This is a genomic window from Bacillus sp. FJAT-18017, assembly GCF_001278805.1.
In the GTDB taxonomy this organism is placed as follows: Bacteria; Bacillota; Bacilli; order Bacillales; family Cytobacillaceae; genus Bacillus_D.
The window spans coordinates 3,074,366-3,093,594 of record NZ_CP012602.1 but is presented as its reverse complement, the minus strand read 5'-3'; the positions used below and the strand labels follow the sequence as shown (position 1 = coordinate 3,093,594).

16 protein-coding genes are annotated in these 19,229 nt (G+C 42.0%); 7 read left to right on the top strand and 9 right to left on the bottom strand.

Annotation, left to right across the window (positions count from 1 at the left end):
* Window positions 1-2: 2 nt before the first annotated feature.
* Together AM500_RS14550 and AM500_RS14545 are read right to left on the bottom strand one after the other, a co-directional pair.
* Window positions 3-428: a Na(+)/H(+) antiporter subunit B gene (locus AM500_RS14550; RefSeq protein ID WP_043929718.1), complete on the bottom strand. Its 426-nt coding sequence runs from the start codon at window positions 426-428 to the stop codon at window positions 3-5.
* Window positions 412-2,826, bottom strand: coding sequence for a Na+/H+ antiporter subunit A (locus AM500_RS14545; protein ID WP_156319826.1), 2,415 nt, complete (start codon window positions 2,824-2,826; stop codon window positions 412-414). Before AM500_RS14545 ends, AM500_RS14550 begins: the two co-directional genes overlap by 17 nt.
* Window positions 2,827-3,006: 180 nt before the next feature.
* Here AM500_RS14545 and AM500_RS14540 point away from each other — a divergent pair, with 180 nt between their 5' ends.
* The gene (locus tag AM500_RS14540; RefSeq protein WP_053599865.1) at window positions 3,007-3,696 is read left to right on the top strand and encodes a universal stress protein; all 690 of its coding nucleotides are present in this window, start codon (window positions 3,007-3,009) and stop codon (window positions 3,694-3,696) included.
* A gap of 185 nt (window positions 3,697-3,881) precedes the next feature.
* On the opposite strand, the gene AM500_RS14535 is transcribed toward AM500_RS14540, so the two are convergent.
* Window positions 3,882-4,445 (bottom strand): tyrosine-type recombinase/integrase, encoded by a 564-nt coding sequence (locus AM500_RS14535; RefSeq protein WP_053599864.1) that lies wholly within the window; start codon window positions 4,443-4,445, stop codon window positions 3,882-3,884.
* A gap of 351 nt (window positions 4,446-4,796) precedes the next feature.
* On the opposite strand from AM500_RS14535, the gene AM500_RS14530 reads away from it, so the two are divergent.
* Together AM500_RS14530 and AM500_RS14525 are read left to right on the top strand one after the other, a co-directional pair.
* Window positions 4,797-6,746, top strand: coding sequence for a glycoside hydrolase family 15 protein (locus AM500_RS14530; protein ID WP_053599863.1), 1,950 nt, complete (start codon window positions 4,797-4,799; stop codon window positions 6,744-6,746).
* A 336-nt stretch (window positions 6,747-7,082) separates the two neighbouring features.
* The gene (locus AM500_RS14525) at window positions 7,083-7,430 is read left to right on the top strand and encodes a hypothetical protein (RefSeq protein WP_053599862.1); all 348 of its coding nucleotides are present in this window, start codon (window positions 7,083-7,085) and stop codon (window positions 7,428-7,430) included.
* Between the two features lie 458 nt (window positions 7,431-7,888).
* Here AM500_RS14525 and AM500_RS14520 read toward each other — a convergent pair whose 3' ends face one another.
* Window positions 7,889-8,206: a hypothetical protein gene (locus AM500_RS14520; RefSeq protein ID WP_053599861.1), complete on the bottom strand. Its 318-nt coding sequence runs from the start codon at window positions 8,204-8,206 to the stop codon at window positions 7,889-7,891.
* A gap of 718 nt (window positions 8,207-8,924) precedes the next feature.
* Here AM500_RS14520 and AM500_RS14515 point away from each other — a divergent pair.
* The 4 genes from AM500_RS14515 (at window position 8,925) to AM500_RS14500 (ending at window position 13,823) form a co-directional block, all read left to right on the top strand.
* Window positions 8,925-9,596: a TorD/DmsD family molecular chaperone gene (locus tag AM500_RS14515; protein ID WP_053599860.1), complete on the top strand. Its 672-nt coding sequence runs from the start codon at window positions 8,925-8,927 to the stop codon at window positions 9,594-9,596.
* Entirely contained in the window at window positions 9,589-11,961 is a 2,373-nt protein-coding gene (locus AM500_RS14510; protein ID WP_053599859.1) for a DMSO/selenate family reductase complex A subunit, read from the top strand. The genes AM500_RS14515 and AM500_RS14510 overlap by 8 nt, the downstream gene beginning before the upstream one ends.
* 14 nt (window positions 11,962-11,975) lie before the next feature.
* Window positions 11,976-12,542, top strand: a complete 567-nt coding sequence (locus AM500_RS14505; RefSeq protein ID WP_053599858.1) for a 4Fe-4S dicluster domain-containing protein — start codon at window positions 11,976-11,978, stop codon at window positions 12,540-12,542.
* Window positions 12,543-13,499: 957 nt separating this feature from the next.
* Window positions 13,500-13,823: an aldo/keto reductase gene (locus tag AM500_RS14500; RefSeq protein ID WP_053599857.1), complete on the top strand. Its 324-nt coding sequence runs from the start codon at window positions 13,500-13,502 to the stop codon at window positions 13,821-13,823.
* Between the two features lie 112 nt (window positions 13,824-13,935).
* Here the strand turns inward: AM500_RS14500 and AM500_RS14495 are convergent, their stop codons facing one another.
* The 5 genes from AM500_RS14495 to qoxA all read right to left on the bottom strand — a co-directional run bounded on the left by AM500_RS14495 (window position 13,936) and on the right by qoxA (window position 18,682).
* Window positions 13,936-14,295 (bottom strand): hypothetical protein, encoded by a 360-nt coding sequence (locus tag AM500_RS14495; protein ID WP_053599856.1) that lies wholly within the window; start codon window positions 14,293-14,295, stop codon window positions 13,936-13,938.
* A 568-nt stretch (window positions 14,296-14,863) separates the two neighbouring features.
* Window positions 14,864-15,163: a cytochrome aa3 quinol oxidase subunit IV gene (gene qoxD, locus AM500_RS14485; protein ID WP_053599854.1), complete on the bottom strand. Its 300-nt coding sequence runs from the start codon at window positions 15,161-15,163 to the stop codon at window positions 14,864-14,866.
* Between the two features lies 1 nt (window position 15,164).
* On the bottom strand, window positions 15,165-15,770 hold the full coding sequence (gene qoxC / locus AM500_RS14480; RefSeq protein ID WP_053599853.1) for a cytochrome aa3 quinol oxidase subunit III: 606 nt from the start codon (window positions 15,768-15,770) through the stop codon (window positions 15,165-15,167).
* Window positions 15,760-17,742: a cytochrome aa3 quinol oxidase subunit I gene (gene qoxB / locus AM500_RS14475; protein ID WP_053599852.1), complete on the bottom strand. Its 1,983-nt coding sequence runs from the start codon at window positions 17,740-17,742 to the stop codon at window positions 15,760-15,762. The genes qoxC and qoxB overlap by 11 nt, the downstream gene beginning before the upstream one ends.
* Window positions 17,732-18,682 (bottom strand): cytochrome aa3 quinol oxidase subunit II, encoded by a 951-nt coding sequence (gene qoxA / locus AM500_RS14470; protein ID WP_269432611.1) that lies wholly within the window; start codon window positions 18,680-18,682, stop codon window positions 17,732-17,734. Before qoxA ends, qoxB begins: the two co-directional genes overlap by 11 nt.
* Window positions 18,683-19,229 lie beyond the last annotated feature (547 nt).

Sequence of the window (19,229 nt, the reverse complement as noted above, 5' to 3'; positions counted from 1 at the left end):
AGTTATCGGTCCTCGCTTATCGTAATAATAATAGTCATGGCTGTCCCGATTACCGCCAAGGCGACACCGAGATCAAAAATGACCGCTGTTGCCAGCTCGGTTTTTCCGAATATGGGCAAATTGAAGTAATCGAATGCCTGTGTAAGGAATGGTTCATTGAAGAGCATTCCTCCAGCCCCGGTCATTACTGCAATAAGTACTCCTACTGCCGCCATTGCTTTGAAGTCGACAGGTACATTCTCCCGTACCGATTCAATATCATATGTTAGGAACAGCAGTGTAACGGCAGAAGCAAGCGTAAGCCCGCCGATAAAGCCTCCTCCAGGATAATGGTGGCCGGAGAAGTAGAGGTTTATTGCAAATGTGAGAATAATGACAACCGCAACTCTTGCCACACTTCGCAGTATGACATCATTTAGTTTCTTCATTCTTCTCACTCCTGTTCATTTCCAGTTTAATTAACGTAAAGACTCCAAGGGCGGCTATCGTCAGAACCGCTATTTCCATCATGGTATCTATTCCCCTGAAATCGACCAGAATCGCATTTACAATATTTCTTGCTCCGGCAAGTTCATAGGAATTTTCGTAATAGCTTGAAATAGGTTCAAAAAGCCTGTTGCCATTGGCAGACAAAGCAAACAGTGTCACTGTTGCTCCTACACCAAGAGAAATAATCAGATTCAAAGGCTTAAAGGGTACTCGCTCGTTTCCTTTGAAGAATGTCGGCAGGTGGTAATAACATAGAAGGAATAAAGCAGTCGTCACCGTTTCCACAACCAATTGCGTCAAGGCCAAATCAGGAGCCCTGAATAAAACAAATAACATGGAAACGAGATACCCCAATCCTCCAAGGGCAACAATGGCTGTCATTCTGGATTTTGTAAATAGTACCGTCAAGCCAGCTGCTAGCATTGCAGCCGCAATTGCTCCTTCGAAAAGCGAGACGGGCGCATTGTTTGCGGCTTCAAATGAAAGTCGATTTGAGACAAGGAGAGCACCCCCGGCAAGCAGGATTAAAAATCCGAAAATATAGATTAGGTAGTTCCGTATACTGCCATTCATATATCGGTTCGTCAGCGAACTGGAAATCTCTTCGCTTCGTTCGAGCAACACATCATAGAAATGATTTAAGGTTAGAGAATGCGGATATTTCCTTAGGGACACGACCCATTTTTTTAAATACACATAAAGCAGAACGCCGAATACGACTACTCCAATGGTCATGAATAGCTCAAGATTAGGTCCGTGCCAAGCACTGATTTCTTTGGCAAATACACTTTCCGGCAAACCAGGCAGAACAGCATGTGCTGCTGGCTGGAGCAAATACTCGGAAAGGACATTCGGAAAGAAGAATATTACTACAACAAGGATAGCCAGTACGATTGGCGGAATTAACATACCAATAGGCGCTTCATGTGGCTTTTTATCCAATTTTTCAGGCTTGTATTTTCCTCTGAACGTCTTAAACACAAGAATCATACTGTATATGAATGTAAACACACTGGCAACCCAGGCGATTACAGGAAAAAGTATACCGAGTGTTTCCATATTGAAGATCGACATGCCTGAGGCATTAACCACAGCTGTGAAAAACATTTCCTTGCTTAAAAACCCGTTAAACGGAGGAAGCCCCGCCATTGAAAATGCTCCAATTACAGCAAGCGTAAAGGATATCGGCATGATTTGCATTAAGCCTCCGAGTTTACGGATATCACGGGTACCAGTTTCATGGTCGATAATTCCGACAACCATGAAGAGTGCGCCTTTAAAGGTAGAATGGTTGATAAGATGGAATATCGCAGCAAAGACAGCAACACTGTAGATGGAAGATTCATCGCCTCCGTTAAAATACAAAGCCGCAGACCCCATACCGAACAGGCTCATAATCAAGCCCAATTGGCTGATGGTTGAATAGGCAAGCAGAGCCTTCAAATCAGTTTGTTTTACAGCGTTTATAGAACCATAAAGCAACGTAATGATACCTATACCAGAGACAAGCCAAAACCACTCGGCTTCTCCACCAAAAACAGGCGTAAAGCGTGCAACTAAATAAATACCTGCTTTTACCATGGTAGCAGAATGAAGGTAGGCGCTAATTGGTGTAGGAGCTTCCATCGCACCTGGCAGCCATATACTGAACGGAAACTGTGCTGATTTCGTAAAAGCACCCAGCAGTATCATGATCATTGCCGGTATGAACAAAGAATGGGAGGTGATATCATCAACCTGGCCAATCATTTCCCGAATGCTGTAGGTTCCAGTTATCATCGATAACATAATGAAGCCCGAAAGCATGGCAAGCCCGCCGAATACAGTAATAAGCAAAGACTTTTGTGCACCATAGCGTGACCGTTCACGCTGATACCAATAAGCAATCAATAGGAAAGAAGAGATGCTCGTCAATTCCCAAAAAACATAAAGAAGCAGGATATTGTCCGAGAAGACAACCCCGAGCATTGCGCCCATAAATAACAGCAAGTAAACATAGAAATTATGGAGGGCTTCCCTGTGTTTGGACATATAATAAATGGAATAAAGTATGACAAGAGCCCCTATACCAGTAATCAGTAGGCCAAAAATCAAACTGAGCCCATCACTATACACGGTATAGTCAATGCCGAGTGAAGGCATCCATGGAACAGAGGCTAAAAGATTATCGCCATTTGGCAGCCGGGGGACAAACCGGAGAAAGTATAGGAAGATTGCTGCTGGAACAAATAATACAAACCATCCTGTGTGTATCCGCGGTGCAAAGTATTTATATAAAAACGGCACAAAGAGAGCGAATAAAAAAGGAAGTACTATCATTAGGTGTATGGAATGCAATTTGACCGCCTCCTTCTAAAAGAAATATTTGTTGATTAAAAATTGGTTATTACCATTATGTTTTGGGTTACGGGATTAAATGGGATTGACTAGCCAATTGCCATAGGCTATAGTCATACAGAGTCCACTTACATTCAATATTTGTTAAGTACATCACATCTATTCCGAGGTGACATTTTAATGAAAAAAATCAAGGGGCGCATGGACGAAAGCATCCTAGTCTGTGTTTATTACGGGCCAAATGGCGAACGGCTCATCCAGCGCGGCTGCAAAATAGCGAATATGCTGGACTGTCCGCTTTACATTTTGACCGTAGACCCAACTCCATTCAGTGAAATGGATGCAGAGAAATCACACTATATTTCCAAATGGAAACAAATCGCCGATGCTCACGGGGCTGACTCGTTCATTTTAATGGATAATGAAAAAAGGCCTATTTCAAAAGTGATTGCTCAAGTAGCAAGGGAAAAGCAGGTTACCCAGATCATCCTTGGGCAGACTGCACAAAGCAGATGGGAGCAGCTTGCAAAAGGATCAATCATCAATTCTTTGCTAAAAGAAGTGCCTTTTGTCGATTTGCATATTGTATCTGTTTCACGATATTTAAGGGAAGCGGAAGGGACCTATGAAAAAGGTGTCCGTGCCTACCTTGTGCAAGATCAAGAAAACTATAGGGTAATCTTTAAGCATACGAAGGACGTATTATATGATGGGATTTTCTTTAAGGAACAGGGAACAGATTTTAATACTGGAGTGTTCAAGTTCATGAAGGATAACCAAATGCTTCATGTCCAAGTAACAGATGATTTTGTTGTGAAACTAGAAAATGTAGACATGGAATTGGAACTTCAAGACGAAGAAGATCAATAAGTCCGATTTGACCTCCGCCATTATGGCGGGGGTTTTATTTTTATAAAAATCAAAAACTGCTACAAAAACAAATCAGTTGCTTACCTTACAAAAACCCCTAAATTGAGATTCTTCAAGTTTTTCGTAATGAAATGGCTCAATGATAGTACCTGGTCTGGCCAATTAAATGAGTTCTAATTGTCCCATTATAAATTTACATCCACCCTTATTAAATGCTCTTCTTCTTTGTCAATTCCAAGATACTTAAACGTTTCCTTTGAGCTATGGTGGTTAAAAACCTCCATTAAAATAGAAATTGCTATCCCTTTTCGGTAGGCATGATATCCAAAAGTCTTACGCAGCGTATGTGTACCGATTTTGCCAGACACCCCGACTTTTTTGGCAGCATGATTGATAATTCTATAAGCTTGCTGTCTGGTGATTGGAAGTTCATTCTTTTTTGACTTGAACAAGTAATCGTTATTCTGGAGAGGATACTGCCGGAAGTATAATTCAAGTTCATTATTGATGCTTTTGTTCAAATAAAAAGCCTTTGGTTCCTCATCTTCGCCCTCATCGATATATAAAAATTCCCGAACTGCTTCTCCATCCCATACATCTTCAACCTTTAAAGAAAGCAGATCACTTACCCTAATCCCGGTATTTATTCCAAACACAAACAATAAAACGTCCCGCTGTGAGTTCTTCCTTAATTCTTCCTTAATGGAATTAATAAGTTCAATGTCTTTTATGGGGTCAACATACTCCACCGGAATTCCTCCTAATGTTACTTAATTTGATTTTATCATAAGTTATGTAACATCACAAAGTCATATGAACTTGAAATCTATACCATATCTTATAGGGTATCCAACGGGTAAAAACGCATTCTATTTGTGATAATGTAGTTAAGAATTGTTGTTATCTAAGGTTTTTGCAATCCGGGGAGAAATTTATTTTTTATTCTATTCCAAAATTCCATCCCTTTTCAGCTGCTTCGTTTTGTTCGGTAAATAAGGGGTAAGTGTGAAAGAGAGCATAATAATCAGGGTTTTTCGTTTGTTTGATAGGGTAATGTTTTAGATGATTTTAAATTTCACCCTTGCCAGGAGTGACGTAGGATGAGAAAGAAACCATATTTAATTGATGGGCTGATTGGGAATTCCAAAATGCTTGCCTCCTTGACAAAGGATGGCCAGCTTCAGCGGTTGAACTGGCCGCGCATTGACTTCCCGCAGCACCTTAATAATTTTTACACAGGAATTTATGGGTACAATACCGAGAAACCAGCCTGTTTCATGCATGAGGATGGCTGGAATTATGAGCAATATTATGAAGGGAATACAAATATCCTTGTGACAGTTGGTGTCAATACCACTATGGAGATTGAGATAAAACAGATCGATTTTGTCGTGCCAGGTATGGATGTTTTGGTGCGTGACTATACGATTCGGAGTTTATCAAGCTCGGAAAAGGACCTTACCTTTATCGTTTATTCCGATTTTACAATAGACGATCGAGAGCGATTCAATACTGTCTTATATAACAAGGATGAGGATTGCCTTGTGCACTACCATCGCCAATACTCTTTCGCAGTCGGCAGCAGCCTTGAAACCACGCATTACCAGTGTGGCCAAGCTTTCGCATCGGCCAAAGAAAATAAATTAAGCGGCCGTGAGGTGATGAACAAAACGGATGGGGCGCTATCCTGGAGTTTCGGTTCCGTCAATCCCGGGGAAGAAAGGCGCTTAACTGTTTTTATCGCTGCAGGAATTTCAAAAGACGAATCATCCGAAATGCTGTCGACAGCGAAGAGATTAGGGTCTGAGGAGCTTTACAGACGGACCGTGTTATATTGGGATGAATTCCTTTCACAGGCCACCCCGATAGATATTAAGGATGAAAAAATAAATAATATTTATATTCGTTCTCTTTTAACGTTCAAACTTTTGAATGATGAGGTTAGAGGCAATTTTATAGCCGGGCCGGAAGTTGATGAGGATTATGATTACTCGGGAGGATATGCCTATTGCTGGGGCAGGGATGCCGCCTATATTGCAACAGCGGTAGACCAGGCAGGCTATCATCAGCTTGTCTCAAAATTCTATTATTCTATGATTGCCACCCAGGGAAAGGATGGAGCTTGGGATCAGCGCCATTACATAGATGGAGTTTTAGCTCCAACCTGGGGCTTGCAGATTGATGAAACAGGATCGATTTTATGGGGAATGAACGAACATTATACTCTTACAGGTGATGATGAGTTTATTCAAAGAGTATGGCCTGCTGTTGAAAAGGGAGCAAATTTCCTGAATACCTTTATTGACTCCGAGACAAATCTGCCGCTGCCAAGTATGGATCTTTGGGAGAAACGCAGCGGTGAACATCTTTATTCGGCTGCGTCTGTTTATGGAGGGTTGATTGGGTCGGCTGAGATAGCCAGAAAGCTAGGGCACACAAAACTGGCCATTAAGTGGGAAAAGACTGCCCGGAAAATTAAAAAAGCGATATTAGATCATTGCTGGAACGAAGAAAGTGGTTCCTTCCTAAGGGCTTTGAAGCTCGCTGTTGATGAAGGAATGTATATTGAAGTCAATGAAGCAGGAAAGGAAACAATGGTTGAAACCAATACGAAAGGCTATAAGACGTATCGGATTATGAAGGATCCGGTAGTTGATATCAGCCTGCTTGGGCTTAATGTTCCATTTAACATGATAGACGAACAGGATGAGCGGATGATCAAGACAGCCGAGACAATTGAAAGGCTGCTCACTTCGCCTAAGGTTGGCGGAATCGAACGATTTACCGGAGATATATACATTGGCGGTAATCCATGGATTATCTCAACACTCTGGCTTGCGCTTTATTATGCAAAGATAGGCAGGTTCGAGAAAGCCAGAGGCTACCTCGATTGGTCTGTTAAACACGCTAACCATCTTGGTTTGCTACCGGAACAGATTGATAAAATGACGGGGGATCCGGCCTGGGTCATGCCACTAACATGGTCTCATGCGATGTACGTCCTTACAGTAATAGCCCTGGAGAAACATGGAGAGTTGAATGTTACTTAATCCTGCGATTTCGAAGGATTTTGTTTTTTAAAAGCTGAATAACAAGTCTGTTGATTGTAAAATGTGGCGGAAGTGTTAATAGAGGAGATTAATTTTTCATCCAGGGTTTTAGATCACTATTTGAGTGTGGGGTACTAAAGCATTGCAGGTGTGGCCCTTTGGAAGCTAGAATATTAATCGCACGAAATTATGCGCCTTCCACCTCCAAAACACACTTCAATAAAATCAAATGAAAACTGCGAACACAGCCAATTTTTTTAAAAAGGCCGGTGTAATTTAAGTCAACATTTCATATAATCTCTCGAGGCAGAAAGCCGCCAGGAGGGGGGATGGAAGTTGGAATCCAAAATGAGAAGGGCTATTTTACTCTCTGAAAATATTGAAGCCTTTGTTAAATATATTATTAAGCACCAAGAAGGAAATATAGTGCCTGAAAAGTCTATGGCGTTTCAGCTAAAGCTTTTTGTGGAGGAGTACAAGTTCTCAGTGATTGCAAGTGAGTTGAAGCGAATTAACCAATTCGATTGGGATGAAAACTATTCTCTGTACTTAATTGATCTCTTAAGAAAGGGATTAGCACCAATCGCTGAATATATTGAAAGAAATTACTCAGAGTTATTCCTCTTTTCTGCAAAGCTGCACACCTTAGTAAAGCTTAGCGAATCATTTGAGACAGGGATTTAGTAAATTCATACAATTCCAAAACTGCATGTCTTAAAGCTTTTTAACTAAAAATAAAAAGTTGGCCTGTCAAACATAAATAAGACCCTCCGCTTCCCCCAAAAGGGAATCGGGGGGTCTTTCCTATTGGCGCTTTCTAACTTTGAAATTTTCTTGAAGGAACGGGTAATTTGGGGCAGCGGGATGCCCAGTACCCAGTAACAGACACCCCTTAAGCCATAATCCCGAACCGTTTCTTACTTCGCCTGCAGGCTCTCGAACCACACTTCATGCTGCTGATGACAAGCGATTGTCCGGCTACCACAATTGGAGTTATCAAGCTCGTTGATGGCTACAATCTGATTGATAGGTCTTCTGCACCTTTGTGAAATTTTCCAAAGTTTAGCACCCGCACTCACAACATGTATTTGCATGTCTTCCTGCTAAAATGTCTTTTAAAGGGTGTGGGCAGTGTACATATTTTATTTTGAGTAGGGGGGTTGTTTAAAGTATCTCTTGCTTAATACAAACAAGCTGACGCAAAGGGTTAAGAGGGAAATAATCTTGCTTCCGAGGATTAACTGGCCCGCAGAGCTTTTATCAACAGGAATGAAAGGGAGTGCAATCATCGTAATTGCCAGAACAATTGTAATAAAAAGGACAAACAAGGCATTCGTATAGGATTTGTTTATGACTAAATATCCGGTTCTGCTCTTTTTTGAGAGATATATATAAGCTATAAATCCAACCGCGACGATCATCAAATAGATTAACAAGATAATGCCAATTCCGATATTCATTAAATCCCTCCTTAAGGTGAATGAAAAGAGCTTATATCCGATTGAAGATCCAAGGGAAACCGTTATAGGAAGTACCATTCATAAATTGGTCAGTACCTCCAATTTATTATAAGTAATGCTACTATCTCCTTTAGGTCATTTGCAGAGAGGAGCTATAGTTAAACCGAGTAAATGGAGTGTACGCCTGGGGTGTTATTCATTGAATTGTTAGGTGAGTTAAATGAATAGAGCGCTGCGATTAATGCTCTGCAAAGTGGAGGAGTCCTGGTAGATTGCTTTTCGATCTTGTGCTTTGCGAAAACGCCTTTACTATGTTACTTAATATTATTTTAACATATGATTAAGTAACATTGGATCTTTTTGCATGAAAAAATTCTGATTAATGCACTCTAAATAAACCAATTTTGGGTGGGATTTTCATTTGTTTTATTTGATATTATTTAAGAAAAATTTAATGGGTACTTAATCCCAGACTAAGTTTTGGGATTTATACTAAATTTAATAAATTTTTTAATAGCGATTCGGAAAGGAAGTTATTTTAAGATAATTACTGACTTTCATTCTCATTGTTCATAATTCGGTAATAAGATTTTGAACAGTATTCGAATCTTATTTGTGAAGTTCTGAGCAAAGTTAAAAATCGTGTAAAATGAAAAGAGGACATGGATATATTTTACAATAAAAGCAAGTTGAAAATGGTGGAATTGGCGGTGAAAAAATGAATGAAGCTAAAAGCTTGGCCGACGATCAGAATAGTTTGTTAACCAGATATTATATGAACAGCTTTCTCCGCTTCCTTCTTGATGCAGCACCTGATATAGACAGGGCAGAGGCATTGAATGCTGATCAAAACTTTCATATCTTAGCTGATAACAGTGAAGGAGGAGCGCTTATAAAGGAGTTTCTTCTAGCACTTAATCAAAATCCTGAGAAGGTTATCCAGGAAGGCCGAGACGAATTTAATTCTTTGTTTGTAGGGCCTAACGTCCTGCCGGCGCCTCCATGGGAATCCGTATATCTGGGAAGGGAACACCTATTATTCGAAGAACAGACACTCAAAGTTAGGGAAAGCTACAAGACATACGGGCTATCCTTTATCCGCGAAAATAATGAACCCGAGGATCATATTCTCATAGAGTTGGAGTTTCTTGCTCATATGATTCTAATGACACTAAACACTGAAGAAAAAGACATTCGTATGAAACTCCTGGCAGACCAGGCAGCATTTTTGGATGCACACTTTCTTCGGTGGGCACCGAAATTCTCTGATCTTTTTGAAAAAAATGCAAAAACTCTCTGGTTTAAGGGGGCATCGGTCCTCTTGGAGGAATACATCTCGTTGGAAGAAGAAATCGCAGTGAATATCAAGGAGGCATTGAATCATGAGTGACAAGGATACGGGTAAAAAAATTTCCCGGCGTTCATTTCTGAAGTGGACAGGCGCGCTCACAGTACCGGTTGTTGCAGGTGGTGTTGTCACATCTAACTATCTAAGTAAAAGCACCGACGTTCCAGTTGCAAAAGCACCAGCTATTCCGGAAAAAATTATTCCGACTTGCAGTACATTCGATTGCGGAGGCAAATGCCTAATCAAGGCACATGTGAAAGACGGTGTTATTGTAAAGGTCAGCGCCCGAACCAATAATGAGTTGGATGAACAGAATCCATATATGAAAGCATGCGTCCGCGGCAGAAGCTACCGTAAGTACCAATACCATCCGGACCGTCTTAAATATCCGATGAAGCGGGTTGGAAAACGCGGTGAAGGGAAGTTTGAGCGTATTTCCTGGAAGGAAGCTGTAGACATCATCACCAAAGAGACAAAGAGGATTACCGAAACCTACGGGCCAGAATCCCGGTATGTGCATCAAGGTACAGCCGTTACTGGCGGATCAATGGGCGGTGCCTATCTCGCCAGACGCCTGTTCGCTCTTGATGGCGGATTCCTGAATTATTATCATTCCGTTTCCATGGGGAACACCGCAGCAGCAACACCGTATACGTACGGAACAGCCCAAACTGGAAGCTCACTTGACTCATTAGAGCATACGAACCTGGTTATTCTGTGGGGCCATAATCCAACGGAAACAATCTTTGGAAATACAAATCATTATTATTCGAAGCTTAAGAAGAAAGGGATCAAATTCATAGCTGTCGACCCGCGCTATTCCGATTCAATTGCAGCTTATGCCGATGAATGGATTCCGCTGCTTCCTGGAACAGATAACGCGTTAATGAATGCAATGGCATATGTCATTGTTAAGGAAAACCTTCATGACAAAGCATTTTTAGATAAATTTGTTGTCGGGTTCGATGAGGAGCATATGCCAGAAGGTGTACCGGCAAACGAATCGATTGTATCCTATCTTTTTGGAAAAAAAGACGGCATTGAAAAAACTCCGGAGTGGGCTGAAAAAATTACGAAGGTGCCCGCTAAGAAAATCCGGGAACTGGCCCGCGAATATGCAACCGCAAAGCCTGCAGCGCTTATACAGGGCTGGGGACCTCAACGCCATGCCAGTGGTGAACAGATTGCCCGGGGCGGCACAATGCTAGCAACTATTACAGGCAATGTTGGCAAACTTGGCGGCTGGGCTTCCGGCTATGGCGGAATCCCGAGGAAATTCGCAATAGATGTACCGGCTCCTGAAAATCCACTTAAGGGCTCAATATCAATTATGTCCTGGACAGATGCGATAACGAATGCCGAGAAAATTACTCCGGCAGATGGTCTGCAGGGAGTCGACAAACTCACACAGAATATCAAGCTAATCTATAATCTCGCTGGAAACTATCTGGTAAACCAGCAGCCTGACGTTAACAAGACGATTAAAATCCTTGAAGATGAGAGCCTTGTAGAATTCATTGTCGTCAGTGACCACTTCCTGACACCGAGTGCCAAGTACGCAGATATTCTGCTGCCTGAAACAACCTTTTTCGAGCGCTGGAATCTCGGCGGTTCATGGGGTTCTGGGGACTATTTCATGCTCTCTGAGAAAATTGTAAACAACTATTACCAAGCTCGTTCCGATTACGAATGGATGTCAGAGGTCGCCGAAGGTCTGGGGATTAGACAGCAGTTTACAGAAGGCCGGGACGAACTTGGCTGGATTAAGTACATTCTTGATGAAACCAAGAAACAGTATCCGGACACTCCGTCTTTTGAGGATTTGAAAAAGAACCGTGTACATTACTGGAGATATGACGGCCCGCGCGTTGCCTTCCAGGCCCAGATTGAGGATCCAAAAAACAATAAGTTCGAAACACCATCAGGGAAAATCGAACTGTTTTCAAAAACACTTTTTGACATGATGAATGAAGAAATTCCTGCCATCCCTAAATATATCCCTGAATGGGAGGGGGCAGAGGATCCACTTAAAGATAAGTTCCCACTTCAGTGTATCACCTGGAAAGGAAAGAACAGGATGAACTCAGGTTTCTACAATCATCCTTGGCAGCAGCAGGTTGCCAAACAAGTACTATGGATCAACCCTATTGATGCGGGTAAGCGCGGTTTAAAACAAGGAGACCTCGTAAAAATCTACAACGACCGGGGAACAACAATGATACCAGCTGAGGTTACACCGAGGATTATCCCCGGGGTCGTTGCGATGCAAGCTGGGGCATGGTATCAGCCGGATGAAAATGGCATTGATCGCGGAGGCTGCGCCAATGTACTAACATCACAGCGGAAAACACCTCTAGCACACGGAAATGCACATCAAACGATGCTTGTTGAAGTAGCGAAGGCGTAAAAGGAGGGAACAACGTGGCAGTACAATTAGGATTTTATGTCAACCAAAGCCGTTGTGCCGGCTGCAATGTCTGCTTTATGGCCTGCAAGGATAAAAATAATCTAGATGACGAACGTGCTTTCAGGCGCGTGTGGGAATCACGCAGCGGTGCATTCCAGGAATCCGGTAATGGATTAACCCACAATGTGAAGGCACCCTGGTTATCCATGTCATGCAACCACTGCGATGAACCAAAGTGCGTTGAAGTTTGCCCGACCGGCGCCATGAAAAAGAATAAAGAAGACGGAGTTGTATACGCGGACATCAAAGTGTGCCGCGGTGTCCAATTCTGTATCAGGGATTGCCCGTACGGGGCGCCTCAATTAAACCAAAAAACATTTAGAATCTCTAAATGCGACATGTGTGCGGACCTCAGGTCAATAGGTGAAGACCCAGCGTGTGTAGCAGCCTGCCCATATGGGAACATCGAAATTGGCCCAATCGATGAACTAAGAAAGAAATACGGAAACATTGCTGTAGTCGAAGGTTTGCCAGATCCGAGCATTACAAAGCCTAATTTAGTTATAACCCCGCATAAATAATATAGAAGCTTTTTGAACGCCCGTGCATTAAGTACGGGCGTTTTGTGGTTTTAGGTAGTGTTGTGGATCAGAAGCAGTTTTGTCATTCATATATTCTGTGAATTGGCCCTCGGGGGATTAATAAACCATTGACGACTGGGTACAATCATATTTGGTTCATTGGGGCGTCAAGAAGCTCTATTGACGACCGGACCCCATATTATGTGGCTGGCAGGGTCGCCAAGATGCACTGTTGAAGACCGGACGCTGCTTTATGAAGCTAGCAGGGTCGTTAAGAATCTCTATTAACGACCGGACGCTATGACATTGGATACACAGGGTCGTCAAGAACGATTATGGGTGGCCTTGCAGTCGATTCGTCAGTTAAGAAAAATAGTAATAAATAATTATCCCAAGTAGTCATGTAACTATTTTTAGTTCAATTCACTAGCACCCGGTACATGAGCATGACTATGCACCATATAGTCCGGGTCTGACCCTTACTACCCCTCCTTTGGAAAAATAGTGATTAACACCCATCTGGAACCTAGTTACATTACCAATTTTTTATGGGCTTAACTAGCCTCTGATTAAGAGCATGACTATTCACTTGATAGTACGGGCCAGACCCTTACTACTCTTAATCTGGAAAAATAGTAATAAACGGCCATTCAAAACATAGTTATGTTTAATCAACTCACTAGCCTAGGGTACATGAGCATGATTATATATCCTCTGGTAAGGGCCTAGTTCTCTCTACTCAATCCGTCTCATGTGCCGACAATGTGTACAGCTAAATGAAAGACATTCAAGATTATGTGATTCGTCAATTTATATGTAAAACAGTTATGTAAGGATAAGGACAGAAGTTTAATACAAAACAAGGATAGTTAGAACATAACAACCGTATCCGTTATTTGAAAAGGGCAATATCGGTATTTCATGGTTTTTAAAGCGGATTCCGGTTTGTTATAATACGTGCCATATTTTCCACTCGCATCAGGGCTTTTGACAGGTAAGTATGACCTGAATACCGATGTAAGCGGAAAGCGAGGGGAGTATTTTACGGAAGGTGTATATGAAAGGACAATACAGAAAGTAGAGAGCATCCGAAAAATTGCTCAAGAAAAAGGGGTAGAGGTCTCGCATATCGTGCTAGCCTGGTATTTGACGAGAGACACAATTGAAGCCATCATACCAGGTGCGAAAAGAGGGGAGCAGGTTTTGCATAACTTGAGGACACTGGATGTAAATTTGAAAGATGAAGAAATTAGTCAAATTGATTGGATCTTTAAGGGCTGATTATTAAGGGAGATAAGTTTGAAGTTAAGCTTAATAACGATAATGTGGAGACCATGATTGTTTGAAATATGAAAGGGGAGCGGCTGTTGGGCCACTCCCTTTTAATATAATCCTACATTGAAGGATAAACTCCTGCCAATTTTCCATCAACAAATGTGGCATATTCAACATTGCCATTTGAATTTACGAAAGGTACCTTAACACCTACTTTGAAAAAGTAGTCTTCCCATTTTACTACTTCTACATTTGCCACGCCGTTCCAGCTATAGCCCTTTACAAATAGATCTGCTTTAGCGGTTTTAAATGCATCGCTGCTAAGAACTTTTGCTATTTCGATGTTTGCCTCAGCACCATAAACTGTTACAGGGTGACATGCACATGTTTCTTCGGCATTCACCACATTCCCCGGCACTGCAAATACTCCAAACGCAATCGCTCCACTGAACAACATAGCAAGTAATTTCTTCTTCATTCAATCTCCTCCTTTATTTAACTACTCTAAATGGTTCGAGTTTTGACTGCCATAGTCCTTCATTTTTGGAGGAATTTCTTGAAAAAAATCACAAATATTGGCGAATTAGTGACAGCGAAACAAAGAAAAAAGTCGAAAAAAAGTTTCACTAAATTTTGAACATTCTGTGACAATTTACTGTTAATTCTGTTAGTATAGTAAATACCAAACATCTAGGGGGATGGTTTAATGGGTCAAATCCTTAAGTATTTTTATTTGGCTCTAGGGGTTTATTGTTGTGCCAGCATTTTTGTCCTTTTATACACTCACGCATATCAGCAAATGGTATTGGCCTTCTTTTTGGCTTTATTCAATTTTTCTATGTTTACGATCTTCAAGAGGGAAGGAAGCGTAGTACAGCCACAATTAAGGCTTATAAGAGGCGGAAAAAGATAGACACAACAATAGGCTGAAGCAGCTGTTTAGCGGGGAATGCCTCGAGTAGAACAGCTGGGCAGGTGCTAAAGTCATATTCATAAAAAAAACCAGGCTGCCACTGCGGGGGAGCCTGGTTTTTCCGTAATAAATATTAATGTGAGTGACCTGTTGTCAATACCCAGATTGTACCTGCTACAACGACGATAATCATGAAAGCAGAGAACATCATATTGATGTTGTTGACAACTTTATTACCGCCCTCAGTCAAGTGCATGAACATGTAAAGCTGGATGGCTGCCTGGATGACTGCAAGTGTGCCGATGAACCACATGATCGTTTGCACCGGCAAGGACGTTCCTATTGCAATCCATGCAGCCCCAAATGTCAGGACTAACGAAAGCAGGAATCCAAGGACATGGCTTAACGGGAAACTTTTCGTGTTATTTTTCATACTAAGACACCAACCCTGCTAAATATACGAACGTGAAAATGAAAATCCAGACAACATCAAGGAAATGCCAGTACAGACCGAAGATGAAAATCTTTCGTGCTGTAACAGTCGTGATGCCGCGCTTCAGGAACTGAATGGCCAATAGGATGGCCCAGCCAATACCGATCGTTACGTGAACACCGTGTGTACCAAGCAGAACGAAAAAGCTTGATAGGAAGGCGCTCGTTTGCCAAGTTGCGCCCTGGTCGATATAGTGCAAGAACTCTTTAATTTCCATGAACAGGAATCCGCCGCCGAGCAGAAGGGTAAGCGCAAGCCAAATCAGCATACCTTTCATGTTGTTGCGGCGCATTTCCCATATCGAAACGCCAATTGTAAAACTACTAGTCAACAGCAGGAATGTCATAATCAGGACATCTTTTAAAATGAAAAGATCCTGCTGGGTAGGGCCGCCTGCATACCGTTCACCAAGTATGCCATAGACGGCAAATAGAGTAGCAAACAGAACGATCTCGGCATGGAGGAAAACCCAGAAGCCAAGGATGTTCATTTGGTTTTGCTGTGACTGATATTCTAATGGCAGTGCAGCATTTGTTTTAGCCGACATGGTTTTTCACTCCTTTACCTGGTGTTCTCCAGCCGTTTTCAGTCTTAATGATTTCATCTTTTTTGACATAGAAGCCTTCATCATAATCAAATGAACGGAAGCCCATACCTACAAAGAATGCTATTAACCCAAACAAGGCAGCCCATTTCCATTCAAATACGAGCACGAATCCTGTCACGAGGGAAGCCATGGCCATATAGAATGGGATCCAAGTATTGCTAGGCAAGTGGATTTCCTCAACGTCTTTCTCTTCAAGAGGAAGTCCCTTAATTTCGTTGTTCTTTTTCATTTGCCAGAATGCATCCAGTTTCTTAACCTCTGGAAGGAAAGCAAAGTTATAATGCTGTACTGGTGTAGCTGTCGCCCATTCAAGCGTACGTGCATCCCAAGGATCATTTCCAATATTGCGGTCTGCGTTCTTCCAGCTGTAGTAGATGTTGTAGCAAAGTGCTCCAAAGCCTGCAGCCAGGATCAATGCACCAACAAATGAAAGCATCTGCAATGGCCCGAAGCCAGTTTCCGCAGAATACGTGTACGCACGGCGAACCGCACCATCAAGGCCTAGGAAGAACATTGGGAAGAATGTCAGGTTAAAGCCGATAACGAACAGCCAGAAATGCCATTTTCCAATTTTCTCGTTGAGCATAAAACCGAACATTTTAGGCCACCAGTAGTAGAAGCCAGCAAAGATCGGGAAGACAACGCCCGGAATCAGAGTATAGTGGAAATGCGCTACTAGGAACAAAGTGTTGTGATATTGATAGTCAGCAGCTGCAGATGCGAGCATGACACCTGTTACCCCGCCAATAACAAAGCATGGGATAAAGGCAAGGGCCCACATCATCGCAGTAGTTAATTTAATTCGACCTTTTCTCATCGTAAACAGCCAGTTGAACACCTTAATACCCGTCGGTATCGCAATGGCCATAGTTGTAATTGAGAAGAATGAGTTGACTGCTGAACTGTTACCCATTGTATAGAAGTGGTGCACCCAAACGACCATACTTAAAACAGAAATCGCCAATATCGAAATAACCATCGATGTATAACCATAAAGAGTCTTTCGTGCAAAAGTCGAAATAACATCAGACAAAATTCCGAAGGCTGGGAGGACAACGATATAAACTTCCGGGTGTCCCCAAAGCCAGAACAAGTTAGCCCAAAGCATATCCATACCGCCGCCGGAAACCGTAAAGAAGTGCGTTCCCCAAATACGGTCGAATGTCATAAGCGCAAGCGCAACGGTAAAGATAGGGAAGGCTGCGACAATGATTAGTGAAGAGACGAAGGATGTCCATGTAAACATTGGCATCTTCAACAATGTCATGCCTTTTGTCCTCATTTTTAGGACAGTAACGACAAAGTTAATACCCGACATCAATGTACCGGCACCCGCTATCTGAAGGCCGACTGCATAGAAGTTGTTCCCGATGCCTGGACTGAATTCCTTGCCGGCTAGCGGGAAGTAGGAAGTCCAACCTGCATCAGGTGATCCGCCAATAACGAATGAAATGTTGAATAGCATCGCACCAGCGAATGTTAGCCAGAAGCTTAAAGCGTTAAGCTGCGGGAAGGCAACATCGCGTGCGCCAATCTGCAGCGGAATCAGAAAGTTCATGAAACCAATTAACAACGGCATTGCAACAAACAGAATCATAATAACGCCGTGTGTTGTAAATACTTCATTATAGTGCTGTGCATTCAGGAATTCATTCTCGGGTACGGAAGTTTGGGCCCTCATCATCAGGCCGTCGACTCCGCCTCGGAAGAACATAAGTACACCCATGAGGATATACATGATACCGAGTTTTTTATGGTCAACTGTTGTCAGCCAGTTGGTCCACAGCCAGTTCCACTTTTTAAAATAAGTGAGCGCTGCGACGATACCGATGGCTGTCAGGAAAATTGCGATTTGTGACGCAAAAATTAATGGGTCACCCGTGACAAAAAATTCATCCCATTTAATGCCCACTATGGTCACCTCCATCAGAAGTTTCATCATGATTCATGCCTTCATGGCCTTCACTGCCGGCCTTGGGGTCATTTTTATAGTTGTTTTCATCTTCAAAGACTTCGCCCTTCCAGCCATGACCTCGGTCATACATTTCTGGGTTCAAGTAGTTTGGTGAGTTAGGGTCAGAGTGATCAACCCACTCAAGGTGAGTATTGGAATATGTTTCACGGCCAAGGTGAGAAGGCTCAAGCTTCTTTTCGTATTCCTCTTCAGTCAGCTTTGGAGCAGTGTCCTTAACTTCTTTTACCCAATCCTCAAATTCTTCTTGTGTTTGTGCCAGTACTTCAAATTCCATCCCTGCATAACCTTGTCCATTAAAGTTGGAGTTTTTACCAACAAATGAACCTGTGTTGTCCGCAACAAGATGCAGATTGGTTTCGGCTTTTGCCATCGTATACTTCTGGCCTGCTAGAGATGGAATCCAGAAGCTTTGCATCGTGCCGGCAGAAGTCAAACGGAAGTCAATTGGCCGGTCTACGGGAATATTGACATAATTAATCGTTTCAATACCTTCCTCAGGATAGCTGAAAATCCATTTCCAGTCAGCAGATGTGACATGGATTACCAACGGTTCTTGGTTTTCATAGCCCTTTGGAACTTCCTCAACCGCATAAATTGTTTTTACAGTAGGAATGGCCAGTGCAGTAACAAGCAGTATAGGAATCAGTGTCCAAGTAATTTCCAGCCACTTGCTTCCGTGCTCTTCAGGAGGCTCATAATCCATGTTGTCTTTTCTCTCACGGTATTTCCAAACAATGACAACGAGCAGCAGGAAAACAGTTATGACAACTATTGACATGAGTAGGATGGAATAGTTGATCAGCCCGGCGAGTTCTCGGGCAACAGGACCCTGTGGATCAAATACCACCAGCTTTTCACAGCCGCTCAGGACAACCATTGATAGTATTGCAATCAATGAACCTAGCAAACTTTTTTTCTTCACTTCGTCAGCTCTCCTCTCGAAATTTGGTTGCATGATAGCAATCACAATCTCAGAACTATAGTTATAACACGAAAACTATTATTGTAACTTAGGTAAACAATGGTAGATTGTGATTTTTATCACACTTGCTCATACTCCTATTCTAGCATAAGTCTAATTTGTCACAGTATGTTCAATTGTGAACAATTTATGAAAACATTTAATGTAAAACCAAGATTCACCAAAATTCCATTGCAATTTTTAAAAAGGAGTATATAAAAACATCTGTTTAAAAATTCGTATTAGTGAAATGATTCACAAATCAAACTGACAAATTATATAAATAGGAAGTTTGTCGGAAAGGTGATATTCCATGCAAACAGTAAGGATTATTGTGATTGGCCAATCATTTTTCTCCTTAAAACCGTATCTAGAATGCCATATAAAATCGTGTAAGTAAAGCAATCGAATTTTTACCTATCAATAAGATGTTAAAAGCGAATTTTAAAAAGTGCGAAATGTT

Bases quoted from the DNA above. Each gene is read 5' to 3' on its own strand.
- AM500_RS14510 (WP_053599859.1), top strand. From the start codon at position 9,589: ATGAGTGACAAGGATACGGGTAAAAAAATTTCCCGGCGTTCATTTCTG.
- qoxD (WP_053599854.1), bottom strand. From the start codon at position 15,163: ATGAAAAATAACACGAAAAGTTTCCCGTTAAGCCATGTCCTTGGATTC.
- AM500_RS14515 (WP_053599860.1), top strand. From the start codon at position 8,925: ATGAATGAAGCTAAAAGCTTGGCCGACGATCAGAATAGTTTGTTAACC.
- qoxC (WP_053599853.1), bottom strand. From the start codon at position 15,770: ATGTCGGCTAAAACAAATGCTGCACTGCCATTAGAATATCAGTCACAG.
- AM500_RS14495 (WP_053599856.1), bottom strand. From the start codon at position 14,295: ATGAAGAAGAAATTACTTGCTATGTTGTTCAGTGGAGCGATTGCGTTT.
- AM500_RS14540 (WP_053599865.1), top strand. From the start codon at position 3,007: ATGAAAAAAATCAAGGGGCGCATGGACGAAAGCATCCTAGTCTGTGTT.
- AM500_RS14530 (WP_053599863.1), top strand. From the start codon at position 4,797: ATGAGAAAGAAACCATATTTAATTGATGGGCTGATTGGGAATTCCAAA.
- AM500_RS14550 (WP_043929718.1), bottom strand. From the start codon at position 428: ATGAAGAAACTAAATGATGTCATACTGCGAAGTGTGGCAAGAGTTGCG.
- qoxA (WP_269432611.1), bottom strand. From the start codon at position 18,682: ATGGTTGTCCTGAGCGGCTGTGAAAAGCTGGTGGTATTTGATCCACAG.
- AM500_RS14520 (WP_053599861.1), bottom strand. From the start codon at position 8,206: ATGAATATCGGAATTGGCATTATCTTGTTAATCTATTTGATGATCGTC.